General features: G+C 58.4%; 10 protein-coding genes and 4 pseudogenes. 6 read left to right on the forward strand and 8 right to left on the reverse strand.

What is annotated here, in order from left to right; translation table 11 throughout:
* Positions 1-229 precede the first annotated feature (229 nt).
* Positions 230-362, forward strand: a pseudogene (locus H4W29_RS34520) (plasmid stabilization protein); the annotation flags it as partial.
* Between the two features lie 52 nt (positions 363-414).
* A complete protein-coding gene (locus tag H4W29_RS27330) occupies positions 415-711 on the forward strand; it encodes a DUF3175 domain-containing protein (protein ID WP_192731942.1) in 297 nt (98 codons plus the stop codon).
* 421 nt (positions 712-1,132) lie between these two features.
* Here H4W29_RS27330 and H4W29_RS27335 read toward each other — a convergent pair whose 3' ends face one another.
* From H4W29_RS27335 to H4W29_RS27350, 4 genes are all read right to left on the reverse strand, one after another.
* Positions 1,133-1,645 (reverse strand): cupin domain-containing protein, encoded by a 513-nt coding sequence (locus H4W29_RS27335; protein WP_192731943.1) that lies wholly within the window; start codon positions 1,643-1,645, stop codon positions 1,133-1,135.
* Between the two features lie 42 nt (positions 1,646-1,687).
* A complete protein-coding gene (locus H4W29_RS27340) occupies positions 1,688-3,010 on the reverse strand; it encodes a PQQ-dependent sugar dehydrogenase (protein WP_210332376.1) in 1,323 nt (440 codons plus the stop codon).
* A 1-nt stretch (position 3,011) separates the two neighbouring features.
* A complete protein-coding gene (locus H4W29_RS27345; protein ID WP_246517478.1) occupies positions 3,012-3,455 on the reverse strand; it encodes a DUF2231 domain-containing protein in 444 nt (147 codons plus the stop codon).
* A 405-nt stretch (positions 3,456-3,860) separates the two neighbouring features.
* Positions 3,861-4,838 carry a chemotaxis protein CheB gene (locus H4W29_RS27350; protein WP_192731944.1) on the reverse strand — a complete coding sequence of 326 codons (978 nt, stop codon included), beginning with the start codon at positions 4,836-4,838 and terminating at the stop codon, positions 3,861-3,863.
* 187 nt (positions 4,839-5,025) lie between these two features.
* Here H4W29_RS27350 and H4W29_RS27355 point away from each other — a divergent pair.
* Positions 5,026-8,510 (forward strand): annotated as a pseudogene (locus H4W29_RS27355) (chemotaxis protein CheB).
* A complete protein-coding gene (locus H4W29_RS27360) occupies positions 8,491-8,877 on the forward strand; it encodes a response regulator (RefSeq protein WP_192731945.1) in 387 nt (128 codons plus the stop codon). The pseudogene H4W29_RS27355 and the gene H4W29_RS27360 overlap by 20 nt, the downstream one beginning before the upstream one ends.
* Before the next feature lie 237 nt (positions 8,878-9,114).
* Here the strand turns inward: H4W29_RS27360 and H4W29_RS34525 are convergent.
* Positions 9,115-9,300: pseudogene (locus H4W29_RS34525) on the reverse strand (short-chain dehydrogenase); the annotation flags it as partial.
* Between the two features lie 256 nt (positions 9,301-9,556).
* Positions 9,557-9,959, reverse strand: a pseudogene (locus H4W29_RS34530) (type II toxin-antitoxin system VapC family toxin).
* A 584-nt stretch (positions 9,960-10,543) separates the two neighbouring features.
* Here H4W29_RS34530 and H4W29_RS27365 point away from each other — a divergent pair.
* Positions 10,544-11,188: an HdeD family acid-resistance protein gene (locus H4W29_RS27365; protein WP_192731946.1), complete on the forward strand. Its 645-nt coding sequence runs from the start codon at positions 10,544-10,546 to the stop codon at positions 11,186-11,188.
* A 115-nt stretch (positions 11,189-11,303) separates the two neighbouring features.
* Here H4W29_RS27365 and H4W29_RS34845 read toward each other — a convergent pair whose 3' ends face one another.
* Entirely contained in the window at positions 11,304-11,684 is a 381-nt protein-coding gene (locus H4W29_RS34845) for a DUF982 domain-containing protein (protein ID WP_192731947.1), read from the reverse strand.
* 206 nt (positions 11,685-11,890) lie between these two features.
* On the opposite strand from H4W29_RS34845, the gene H4W29_RS27375 reads away from it, so the two are divergent.
* Positions 11,891-12,196: a DUF1236 domain-containing protein gene (locus H4W29_RS27375; RefSeq protein ID WP_192731948.1), complete on the forward strand. Its 306-nt coding sequence runs from the start codon at positions 11,891-11,893 to the stop codon at positions 12,194-12,196.
* A gap of 463 nt (positions 12,197-12,659) precedes the next feature.
* Here H4W29_RS27375 and H4W29_RS27380 read toward each other — a convergent pair whose 3' ends face one another.
* Positions 12,660-13,142: an NUDIX hydrolase gene (locus H4W29_RS27380; protein WP_192731949.1), complete on the reverse strand. Its 483-nt coding sequence runs from the start codon at positions 13,140-13,142 to the stop codon at positions 12,660-12,662.
* Positions 13,143-13,325: the final 183 nt, after the last annotated feature.

A 13,325-nucleotide genomic window follows, 5' to 3' on the forward strand; every position in this document is an offset into this window, starting at 1 on the left:
ATCGCCACCATGGCCTATCCGTTGGCGGTGGCGGCTGGGAGTGACGTCGTACTCTTGCCTGCGAAGCAGGAGAGGCGATGACCATCCGAGCTCATCCACCCCATACAACGCCACGTATCTCCGGGGCCTGCTCTATCGACGGGCGTCCGCCTATACGCCCAGGCATCCGATGCGCATCAGGATCGTGGACGCCGGGAAGATGCATCGGCTCGGGATCGACACGGGCGCCGAAGACCATGCCTCCTCGGAAAAGGGTGGACGAAAGGGCGGCGCAGCGGCAGCATCACGAACCAAGGAAGAGTGTTCCCGCTAAAAAGGCCGCAGCGACCCGAAAACGCAGCGAGCACCACGCTCATCATTGATCTGGAGACGGCGTCATCATCGATTGGCGCCGCCCCTGTGAAGAGGCCTGTCATGCCGAAAAAGAAATCGAAGCGGAAGCGGTCAGAGGACGTGACCGAGAAGAGCGACGGGATGGACCTTGAAGGCGGGGTTTTCACACAGCGCAGCGCCAAGAAGATCGCGGACTCACTAAAACAGTCGGCGGAGGAAAGCCCGCGGAGAAAGGCCAGTCCATTCCAATCTGCCATGTCGATGCTGACGTTCTACATCAATCGCGCCGGCAAGCAGTTGTCCAAATCTCGGCTTTCGACATTGCATCGAGCCAAGGACGAATTGCGGAACGATTTCGGCAAGCAGCAGAAGCGCTGACATGCTGCTGTTGCGTGCTCCCTTGTCCGAGACCCCAGCCGGATGATGTCTGTCTGAACCGGGGAACAAATCCACTCTGAGCGGCTTCTCACTCCGAGATTGCGTGCATTTGCGCGCGCCACGACGGCGGCGTTGGTCTTTTCCCGGAAATAGCCTTCGCATCGAAGGCGTTCGGCCGCGGTCAGCAGCTTGGGATTGACGCGCGTTGCGCCGAGTATTCTGCGGATCTGTCGCTCAGGTTTCGGATGTAATCCGGGAGTGCACGGCCGGCATTCTCTATCCCGTTGCTGCCCCCAGCCCATGAACGTCGCCGCCGTCGCGAGCGATGATCTGAATTTGCGGATTGTCTCTTGCACGAGAAGGAACCCGACTTTCCAGACGTCTGCGGTCAGTGGATGGGTGGGATCGTGTCTTGACCCGCTTATCGTCCTTCGTCGTCGCCGAGTTGCCAAGCCTCGAACAATGGGCCCGAGGCGCCTTGCACGGGATCGGTTTCGGGCAATGCGACGCTCGCGATTTTTCTGAGAAGTTCTGCGGTTGGAGCGCTTGTCTGAACATCGGCGTGTTGGCCTGGCGGGTAGGCGCCAACCACTTGAAAGTCGCTGCTCGCTTCCCGGTTTTGATGTCCGGTCCCCGCTGGAAGGGCGAGGCAATCTCCCGGGTGCAACTCGAACACCTTTCCGGTCGGGCCGCCGATCAGGAGCTTCGCCGTTCCCTTTCCGACACCAAGCACTTCATGAGCACCCGCGTGATAGTGCTGATAATCGAAAACACCATCGCGCCAGATGCCTTCCCATCCGTGCGAGGCGAAAAGACGCGCGAACTCCTCGCACCCGTCCTCGCAGATGAATATCCCGCGATAGACAATGACCGGAAGCGTCTGGTTGTTTGGCACCCAGTCACTCTTCTCAAAAAAGATCCTTTGCGTTTCCATGTCTTCTCCCATTGCCGGCAGCCAAACCTGTGGAACGCGCTGTCATTGAGCCGTCACGCGCCAGACCGTATTGCCGACATCATCGGCGATCAGCAGCCCGCCCTGTTGGTCGACTCCGACGCCGACCGGACGCCCGCGGGCTTGGCCTTGCCCGTCAAGGAAGCCGGTGACGATATCTCGCGGTTCGCCCTTCGGCATGCCATTTTCGAAGGTGACGAACACGACCTTGTAACCATTGAAGGAACGGCGGTTCCAGCTGCCATGCTCGCCGACGAAGGCACCGCCACGATAAGATTGCGGCAGATTGTTCGCGGTGTAGAAGGTCATGCCAAGCGGGGCGACGTGCGAGCTAAGTGCATAATCCGGCACGATCGCCTTCTCCACGAGATCGGGCCGTTGCGGCATCACGCGCGGATCGACAGTCTTGCCATAGTAGCTGTACGGCCAGCCATAGAATCCGCCATCCTTTACCGAGGTCATGTAGTCCGGCACGAGATTGGGGCCGAGCTCGTCCCTCTCGTTGACGACGGTCCACAGCACCCTGGTCTGGGGTTCGAAGCTCAGCCCGTTGGGGTTGCGCAATCCGTCGGCGAAAATCCGATGTCGGCCGGTTGCACGGTCAACTTCCCAGATCGCGGCACGATTCTTCTCAGCCTCGATGCCGTTTTCGGTTATGTTGCTGTTGGAGCCGACACCAACATAGAGAAGCGATCCATCCTCGTTCGCAACAAGGCTCTTCGTCCAATGATGATCGATCGGGCCGCCCGGCAATTCGGTCAGCACTGTTCCCGGCTCGGTGATCCTGGTTTCTCCTTCCCGGTATGGATAACGCATGATCGCATCGGTATTGGCGACATAGAGATCATTGCCGACCAAGGCCACGCCGAAGGGCGAGTTCAGGTGGTCGAGGAGGACTTCCCGGATTTCTGCCACACCATCGCCGTCAGCATCCCTTAAGAGCGTGATGCGGTTGCTGCCTTGATTTCCACTCCCTCCACCCGTCGCCAGCGACTGCACCCAACCGACGATCAGATCCTTCGGACGCGTTACCGGCTCACCCGATGGAGCGACAGATTCGACGACGAGCACATCGCCATTGGGCAGCGTGTACACCGATCGCGGATGCTTCAGGCCTGTCATCATCGCCTGGATTTTCAGCCCCTCTGGCACTTTGGGCGTCTCGCCCTTCTTCCAGCCGACAACTTTTGGCACATGCATGGGCACCATCAAATACTGGGACTGTTCCGGAAGCTTGGGACTGGGGCCGATCTCGACCGGGTCGGGCTCGTCGCTGTCTGAGCAGCTGGCCAAAGCCAGCAGGCTCGCGAACGCGGCGAGCATTGCGCTATGTTCGCTCATCATCATCTCAAAATCCTCCCCAAACCAAACGGTTGACCCGCGCTCCGAGGACAGATGCGACCAGCATCAACAGAAAAGTAACCGCAGATAGGATGAGGCCGTGGGGCATAACGGATGTCCAGGCGTCCCGGCTGTGGACGAAGGAATTGAGGATGGCGACCGCAAGAACTGCGAGTGTGCAAAGCCCATAAAGCCAGCCGGTAATGTTTCCGAGCGCGAGTTGTCCACGCACTGCATCAATCGTCCCGGCGAGAAAAGCGACCGCGCCCATGACGGCGCCGGCAAACAGCAGCCAGGCGGAAAAGTTGGTCCACATCATCTGCATGGTCTGCGAATAGACGATGTCGGTGATCAGCGCGCCCGTAAAGCAAGCGGCTGCGAAATGCATAGGAAGAGCCCGCAGACGAGCTTTGAGGCGGCGCATGCCGACGGGCGGAGCGACATAGGTCATGAGGCGAATTCCGAAGCCAGAATGTCGAAGATGTCGGCAGAACACGTTTCAGCCGCCATTTGTTCCTGTCGCCGGGGAACAATGCCAATCCGTGCCGGGATATCGGCATCAAAATATCGCCTAGGGATCCGAAATGGCGCAGTTCGACCTCCCGATATCCATGCCTCCCGCCGGCCGGACATAGTCGTGCGCATCGCCTTGCTTTGATCGCTGTCGGGTCATGGGTCGAACCTGGGAAAAGGAAGGGCTCAGCTTGCCGCGATCAGAGACGAGCAGACACGGGTGGAACCGTCCCAGCAGTTCGATGTGCGGACCAGATCAAGCGATGGCCGGATCATCCTCTTGAGGGGCGACGAGCGTTTTCGGCGACGAACCAAGCCGGAACCCCGCAGGCCTGATTCTAAATCAAAAGTCCTTAATTGCATCGCGCAGAACGTCGGCATAGGCCCGACTTTCGCTTGCCCGTTTTTCGTAGGAGGCGGCAGCGATGTCGTGACCTGATCCGCGAGCCTCTGCCGCCATCTTTTCGGTCAACGTTGCTCGTTCTTCCATGATCCTCAAGGCAACCCGAACGGCCTCGTCGGCGGCGCCTTCCTGCTTGGTGGCCAGAGCTTCAGCGGTATAGGCATGCCCGACCTGACACCGGAATCGCAATGGTGGCGTCCGTCTGACCTCGTTCAGAACGCCACCGCACCCCGGACACGATAAAGCGACCGGGTCCGAAAACTGGGCGATGAACTCAGAGTCAGACCGTCTGCCGAGCGCGATTGCAACTTCACGTCTTACGTCCTCTGGAATCTTAACGACTGGGCCCGCCTCCTCACGCGACAGCCTGACCAGAAGCTCCGCCATGCTGGACAGCGGCGCCCGGTAGTCGACGTCGCTGGTTCGTAGCGCACCCAAGGGCATGTCGGCGGCGACCGCGTCAGCAGGATTTTGAACGACCGTGACACCGCCGCAGCGTTTGACGTCGGCAAGCCCGGCAGCACCGTCGTTGAGCAATCCCGTTAGAACGACTGCAATGGCACGCGGTCCGAAGGAGATCCCGACCGAGCGAAAAAGGGGATCCAGTGCCGGGCGAGCCATGTTTTCCCGAGGACCGCGTCCCAGCCTCACCACATCGTCCATCACAAGAAGATGGTGGTCGGCAGGCGCCACATAGGCATGACCGGGTTGCAGTATCTCTCCATCCACCGCGGTCTTGATGGTAATCGGCGAATGCGCATTGAAGATTTCGGCCAGCAAATTATTGCCTTCGGCGCCGACATGAATCACGATGAACATGGCGGCGGCGAGGTCATGAGGCAGGCCGCGGCATAGCTCCCTCACCGCGTCGACTGCGCCCAAAGACCCTCCAATTGCAATGATGTCGCGGCGGCTCATGCTCTCTCCTTGCTATTGCAACGCGCAGGCCGCCCTTTTGTTCTATGCGACGGTTACGACAGCCGATAGGATAAGGTTGACATGGAGTTTTTTTGCCGTTGACGGGCGGGAACAAAGACTTGGCAGGTGAATTCCTCAGCATCTGAGCGGTTTCGGATTAGATGCAGGCAGCGAGTGGGAGACAGACATGACATCGCATTTCGATCCGCCGATTGTGGGGATCGGAGCATCAGCTGGAGGGGTCAAGGCGCTGCAAAGCTTTTTTGAGGCGCTACCGGACGAGCCGAACGCCGCCTTTGTCGTCGTTGTCCATCTTGATCCTGAAGCCAGGAGCCAGCTCGCCGACATTCTTGCCACTAGAACCGCAATGCCCGTCGTACAAGTTGAGGACACGGAAAAGCTCGAAAGTAACCGCGTTTATGTCATAGCGCCGAACAGTCGGCTGGTGATAGCCGATCACACCATCTCGGCCGTCCCTTTCGATGAACCACGCTCGAATCGGGCGCCCATCGATCTCTTCTTTCGGTCGCTGGCAGAAAAACGCAATGAGGGACATGCCTACGCCATCATCTTGACCGGCGCGGGTGCCGATGGGGCAATCGGTGTCAAATCGCTCAAGGAATCCGGTGGAATCGTTCTGGTGCAGGATCCGGGCGAAGCGGAGTATCCTTCGATGCCGCGCAGTGCGATCGCAGCAGAAGTCGCCGACTTCGTCCTCCCCGTTGGCGGACTTGCCAAGCAACTCGTCGAACTTCTCAAAGATGGCAAGCAGGAATCGTCCGCCATCGGCCAAGACGACGACGAAGAGATGCTTCGAAGGATCCTCGGACATCTGCGGGTCAGGATCGGGCACGACTTCTCGCTCTATAAGCGCGCGACGATTCTGCGCCGGATCGCCAGACGGATTCAGGTTACTCGCAAGGAGTCGCTTGCGGATTACTACACGTTCCTTCGCGAAAATGCCGAGGAAGCACAGGCACTTTTTACAGATTTCCTGATCTCGGTGACCACATTCTTCCGCGATCCGCATGCCTTTGACATCCTGTCAAAGGATGTGATTCCACAGCTCTTCGAAGGTAATGAGACGGCACGGAGTATTCGCGTCTGGGTTCCTGGATGCGCCACGGGCGAAGAGGCATATACAATCGGCATCCTTCTGCTCGAAGAAGCGGCCCGGCGCGACCTGAGGCCGGAAATTCAGGTCTTTGGCTCTGATCTCGACGCCGGCGCCTTGACCATCGCCCGCGAGGGCCGATTTCCGGCAACGATCGAGGCGGACGTCTCTGAAGACAGGCTTCGCCGGTTCTTCCAGCGTGAAGGAGACCACTATCGCGTTCGCAGGGAACTTCGCGATATCGTGCTGTTTGCGAGCCATAGTCTGCTGCGAGATCCGCCCTTCTCCCGTGTAGACATCGTCTCATGCCGCAATCTCCTGATCTATCTCGATCGCGAACTGCAGCACCAAGTCTGCAATACGTTTCACTACGCCCTCAATCCCGGCGGCTTCCTCTTCCTGGGGGCATCGGAGAGCGCCGACCAACCGGCCGGGCTCTTTCGGTCGGTCGATCGGGATGCGAGGATCTACCGATCCGTGTCCGCCGGCGCCGAGAAGCGACCGGCTTTTCCGGTATTGCTTGGCCCGCGACAGCTTCCCGAGCGAGGGCCGGCGGTTCCCAGCGCTCCATCCTTCAGCACGGGCGCCGGCGATTCGGCTTTGCATCGCCAAATGCTGGAACGGATTGCACCGCCGAGCATGTTGGTGGACGAAAATCTTCGGGCCATACATCTCTCCGAAAATGCCGGCCACTTTCTGCACCTTTCAGGCGGGCCGGTCAGCGTCGATGCGACGGAGATGGTGCGAGTTACGCTTTGATCTCAGAGTTGCGCTCCACCGCGCATTTGAGCGCAGTGAAACGACCCTCAGCATGCCTCTTTCGGTTCAGTTCAATGGCTCAAGGCACCGCGTTTACCTGCAGGTGAAACCGGTGATCCAGGACAAGGACCCGGTACGCTATGCTCTGGTGCTTTTCATCGAGGGAGAGGCGGTAGGACAGGATGCCGCTCTCGAAAGCGGCCTCGGCCAATCGGACGGAGGATCTGGCGGCGAGACGGTCAAGCAACTGCAGGAAGAACTTCAGCTTGCCCATAACCGCCTCAGGGCTACCCGCGAGGATTCCGAGGCCGCCAACGAAGAACTGCGCGCCGCGAATGAAGAGCTGCAATCCATCAACGAGGAATATCGCTCGACCTCGGAGGAGCTGGAGACGAGCAAGGAAGAGCTGCAATCGATTAATGAAGAGTTGCAGACCGTCAACAATGAGCTGAAGCTCAAGCTCGAAAGCATATCGCGTGCGCACAGCGATCTGCAGAACCTGATGGCTGCGACCGACTTCGGCACGCTTTTTCTCGATCCATCGCTGCGCATCAAGCGGTTTACGCCGCGCCTGATGGAACTCTTCAATATAACAACCAGTGACGAAGGCCGGCCGATCACTGATTTCACGCACCAGCTCGACTATGACGGATTGGCGGATCATGCTCGCGCTGTTCTGAAGGATCTGGTGCCGATTGAGCACGAAGTCGAAAGTCGCGGCGGGCGATGGTACCTCGTGCGCATCCGTCCCTATCGTACAGTCGACGACAAGATCGATGGCGTGGTAGCGACCTTCGTCGATATCACCGAGCGCCGACGGGCCGAGGAAGCTCTGCGCGATAGCGAAGAACGGCTGCGCCAGGAGATGCGTCTTGTCGAACTCTCGCGTTCGCCGATTTTTGTCTGGGATTTCGACAACGGTATTCTCCAGTGGAACCGAGGCAGCGAAGAGCTCTACGGTTATTCGCGCGAGGAGGCGATCGGAAAAAGGAAGGAGATGCTGCTGCGCACATCCGTCCCTGATGGCTCGTTTGAGGACCTCCGCCAATCGCTTATCGAGAATAAGAACTGGAGCGGTCAACTCCTGCATCGAACAAAAGACGGACGCGTTCTGACGGTGGAAAGTCAGATCGAACTGGTTTCGATGGGCGACCGGCGCCTGGTGCTGGAGAGCACGCGGGATGTGACGGATCAGAAAAAGTGGGAACATCGCAGGCATTTGCTGATCAGCGAGCTGAGCCATCGCCGTAGCGCAATCTATCGCACGTCAGACATTGCGAACGGCGGGGTCCGGAGAGAATTTCGTCGCATTGTTCGACGGCCGTCTCGACGCGTTGGCGCGATCGCACAAGCTGCTGGTTGATGCTCGGTGGGAAGGGGCGGAGTTCAGCACTCTTGCCCGAAGCCAACTCGCCGCTTATCTCACCGATGGCTCGCAGCGTCTCGATCTGCAAGGCGATCCGGTCGTCCTGCCCCCGGACCTTGCAACGCCGTTCGGACTTGTGCTCCATGAACTCGCAACGAACGCGGCCAAATATGGCGCGCTCTCCAGTGGAACAGGGCGGGTCCTATTGCGTTGGGTCCTTGATGAGGAAAACGGTCGAAGGCAGTTCAGGGTAACCTGGCAGGAAAGCGGGGGGCCGCCTGTCATGGAACCCGAAAAGACAGGCTTCGGGGGTTCCCTGATCGCGCGAAGCCTGCCGGGTGCGACAGTGCACCGTGAATTCGCTTCCGCCGGCCTGACCTGCACGATCGAGTTGGAACTGCCGGAGGATCGGGATGATGACGCAGAAAGCTGAGGAGGGAAAAGCTCTGCGGGGGATGAAAATTCTGGTGGTAGACGACGAGTTTCTGATCGCTGTAGCGATCGAGGAGTCACTAAAGGAGGCAGGCGCAGACACAGTGACTGCTTCAACGTCACCGACCGCTTTGAAGATTGTCGCTGAGGAACCGTTGGCGGCGGCGGTACTGGACGTCCGCCTGGGACGCCAAACTTCAGAGGAAGTTGCCGACATGCTGGCTACCCGTGCCGTTCCCTTTCTCTTTTACAGCGGGCAGCCATTGCCGGAGAACATTCGCGCGAAACATAACGCCGTGCAGGTGCTTACGAAACCGATCAATCACGATGCCCTCATCCGGGCCATCCTACGGTTTGCGTGTGGCTAAGCTCATCCAGCTTTTTCAAAGTCGAGATCATGTCTGGAGAGAAAGAGCGAGCGCCAGGTTTTTCAGCGACCGGTTTCCGACTTGACGCCTGCGGAATGTCGGACAAACGCAATTTAACCGCGCCATGCCGGAAGGTACGCTCTCCATCGCGCCGGTCGTCAGTGAAGGGTCAGACAACTCGTCTGAAACTGACGTTGGCAGAGCAGCCCCGAGAAAATGCCGGACCAATGGCCGCCTCGGGGCGAGCGGAAGATCGGCTTCGGAACTAGGCTTGTCCTGATGGACTTTCGGGAACGGCGGTCCAGGATAGTGCCGGGCGCCCGCCTGCATTGCACCTGTCGGCTTCGATTTCGCCTTCTCGTCGGCCTTCTCGACCTGCTGCTGAATATTGCGCTGCTTCGCGGCGGTGGCTTTCGATGACATCTGATCTCCTCTTCTCGTGAGAAGACAACGTCGGGGGTGCAAAAAGGTCCCAGAAGTGGCAATAAAAAACCCCTCCAGCGGCGGCCGTGCTTTCCAACGGTTTTGGGAGACCGAATTACCCACGGTTTGCGTGGTAGCGATCGCGCTTGGCGGCGATCTGCTCAGCCATGTAAGGATTCGGGCGCCTCTGTTTGAGTGTCGCAAAATTACCGACGAGATCTTCAAACGTATGCCGAACGAAGATCGTTATCCGCGCCTACCATCGAACGCGCCCGACGGTGAAGCACTGGATGCCATACGAACTACCGAGCCTGACAAGGCCAAGGTCGACTACGATCAAGCCAATACCGTCGAAATCTTGAACATTGCGTGTCACAACTGTCAAATCGTGAACCAATGCCGTTGCCGCAATCGAGCGTCGGCTTCGTTGCGGCGATCCGGGATACGCATATGCGCACATCGCGTCGCGATCACCTCGTCGATTGGCAGAATTCGGTCCACGAATTCAGGACGAACACGACTGTCCATCCATGCTCCTAGGCGAGAACCCCGTGCACCATCGCGACGTTGGATGCTAAAATTCCGCGTTCTAGCTCCAGAATCGTGATCGCGGAAATGAACAAGTCGTTTGAATCTTGCTCACCTGCCCACCTCGTCAGAACGCTATGAAACGCCGGTTGAAGGAGAAGAACGCTTCGACTTCGCGCAAGCGCTTTTAGCGGCCAATCAATTCCCTCTGGAAATCTTGGAGATTGCACGCTAATATTGCGACAACGAGCCCCATGTTATAGAAGTGGTGCTCTGGACAATTGCTTCAAATTCTAGGCGTGTCCCAGAGTTCATCCGGCATCACCAACGGTACTGCACCTTATCAGTGTCCGCACCAGCGCGGATGATGCTCACATTAGTGGGCCTTGGAGTTTATGCGTGATGGCCAAGGCTGAGCAGAAACGATCCCCGTGTGCTTTCATGGCGATTGTTGTCGGCTCCACCGTCAGTGCCGGCATATCTCACTCCCGCGGACATTCGGCTAGATAAGGCGCTGAAGGAGATATCGCCGTTTTCCGGCAGTCCTGGTTGATAGGGCCGAACCCGTATTCTCCCTTGGATTCGAGCCGACCTGAGGAGGAGAACGTGCGGTGTTCAGAGTGCTACAACGAATTTCGTCTGTTCGAAACCTCGCGAGGCGCTGGCAATCCCTTTGAGCGTATTCGAACGTTCCTATCCAGCCCCCAGTCGGAGTATGGTCGTGGCGAAGAGCAACGGAAGTAACGAGGTATCCAGGGTATCTCACGACACCGCTCCGACGTCAGTTCGCGTAGTGCTGGGCGGCGTTATGCTTCTGGCCGGATTGGTCGTCCTGACGGATGTGGCGTTTGCATCGGTCGTTACCCCGGGCTTTATTGGAGCCGCTGCGATCCTGGTCGGCACATTCGAAATTGTCCACGCCTTGTGGGCGAGAAGATGGGGCGCACTGTCATGGCAGACGCTGTTAGGATTTCTATACATCGCCCTTGGATTGATGCTCTCTGATGTCGTCGGCTCGCGAGCAATGGAGGTTCTGACAAACGTCGTAGCCCGGTCCCTACGTACGCAAGAGTTGTTGCAAAGCTACATGATCGGCCTGCTGTTCATCTTCTCGGGCATCGTCAGGATCCTCGTCAGTATACGCCACTGGCGTGAAGCGGGATGGACCATGATGTTGTCGGGCGCCTTCGGCGCCGGCGCAGGTCTCGTCATCCTGGCCGACTTCCCATGGATGGGTCTTTGGATCCTCGCGATCTTGCTTGGAATAGATTTCCTCGTGCATGGCGTCGCGTGGCTGAGATTCTCTTATTTCCATCGCCCTGAGTCGGCTCCAAACGATTCAGCATCACCTTCCGCGTAATCGGGCCGCCACCTCCAATAGTCAAACAGAGCGGGAACAAAGAGGCACTTCGTTGGTTTGGCACCGGGATCGCACGGGTGGAGTTGTCCGCCTTCGTCTCCACCAACCCTTCATGTCAACGGTGCGGTCCCGCCCTCCGTGCGGTCCTGTCCGTCTGCCGAGAGCCGATCTGCCTCGCCGGCAAGGCCGAGTTAAAGCTGCTTTGCGACGAAACGGAACTTGCCCCGCTAGGCCGTGGCCATAGGGATAGCCGGTGCGGTGCCCGCCGGCCTGACCGAGCGGCGTTATCTTTCGATGGCAGCTTCCGATCTTCCTCCGCGGCAAGAAGGAGGGCTGCACGCGTCATCTTGGCTGGGATGTTGCCATGGATGGCGTCCCGGCATGATCGTACACCCGCAATGTATTCCTTGCCGTCGTCAGTCGGCCACGCGCCAGTCAGAGCTTCGCCAACCTCATCGAATGAGCGGACAAGCCTGTACCTTTCGTGACCGCTCATTGCAAATGCTGCGATGATCGTGGGCGCCGAGAAGGTCCAGGGCTGGATACTAAGCCCCAAGCAGTAATGGAGAGTGGAGCATATCCGATCCGGTTCCGACTAAGGTCCCAGCAGGCCCCGGCATGAAGTCCCAACCCAGGAACAGTTCTTCCATTTCTTGGTTTGGGCCTCCAGCGGATAAAACCGCTTTAAAGGAGGAAAAACAAATGAATATCAAAGCAGTAGGAATTGCCGCCTGCATCCTGTCGGCATCGGCCTCGGCATCTGCGTTTGCGCAGTCTTCGACAGTCATTGCGGCGCCGCCGGAGAAGGTGATCACCTACGTACAGAAGGCTCCCGCTCCGACCGAACGCGTCGTGGTGAAGGAGAAAGTGGTCGTCGGGCAGCCCCTGCCTGAAACCGTGGTCGTGACGCCAATTCCCGACGACCCGACATATGCATACGCGATCATCAACGATGAGCGTGTGATCGTCGAGCCTTCCTCGCGGAAGGTGATCCAGGTCATCAAGTGATCGATGGGCGGTTCCCGCCGCCTTTTTCTAACAATAAGGGCACGCACGCACCGCAGGAGAATGCGGGCGTGCCCCTGTGCCCAAAGGAGATTGATCATGAGAAGCAGCCATCTCGCCTTCAGACTTGCATGCTCGCCGGCCAACCTCAACCAAGGATCTGCTTCAGTCTTCCCAAAGGCGCCAGTAAGAAGATCTCAACCTTACAAATTTCTGCCAGTGATCGATGCAAAATATCCGACTTCCCTCGAAGAAGGCTATTGATGTCGACAGGCTTTGGATCGCGTCTGGCGACGGCGAGCAGCTGTGGGGTCAATGTCGTTGAACCCAGAAAACGCAGTACCGCCTTCGGCATCTACAATGTCGTCGAAGCACCTGACCGCATTGTCCGGGACCCTCCCTTGAGCAGGTCAAACATTCCATCACGACGCCCGGCCGGCCGCTAGGCGGGCCCCTCGATTGACATTCATCCGACGCTGAGGGCGGCTAACTTTCTAAACAGTCCCTGCAGTTCGGGTTCGCTCACCATACCGACTGCTTCAACAAGCGTGACCCAGGCCACCGTCCGCTCATGCCGCTCCGGAAACTTGTTCTTTGTGCAACGGACCTCAAGGACGTGCACTTCGACGAAGGCCGGAATTTCCGTGCCATCGTCAAGTTTCTTCAGGTACGTGTAGGTTCCGAAGGACTGCTCCGCTGCTTTTCCTTTGACGCCAGCTTCTTCCCAGGCCTCCCGCTCGGCGACTTCGTGGGGCAGCAGGCCTTTGATCGGCCAGCCCTTGGGGATGACCCACCGTTTCGTCTCCCGGCTCGTGATGAGCAAGGCCAGACGCTCACCGGACGCCGCTGTTCGAAGGCACAAGGCGGCGAACTGCTCGACGCATTTGCCGTCGAAGATTGATGCTGCGTGTTCTGCGAGGTCTGCTAGATGTGCGGCGGTCAGCGTCATAGTCGAAACCCGGACTGGTCATCGTTGGCTGAGAAGTCGTTCCGGCGCGAGACGAGCTTTTCTGGTTGGGACGATGACGACAGGAATGATGGAAGTGGCATAGGAAAATCGCGAACCGACATGATTATTGGCGCGATCCGCAATTCATCGACAAGCATGACTATCCGAAGCTCCATTGGTCAC

The sequence above is a fragment of the Rhizobium viscosum genome (assembly GCF_014873945.1).
Lineage (GTDB): Bacteria > Pseudomonadota > Alphaproteobacteria > Rhizobiales > Rhizobiaceae > Rhizobium > Rhizobium viscosum.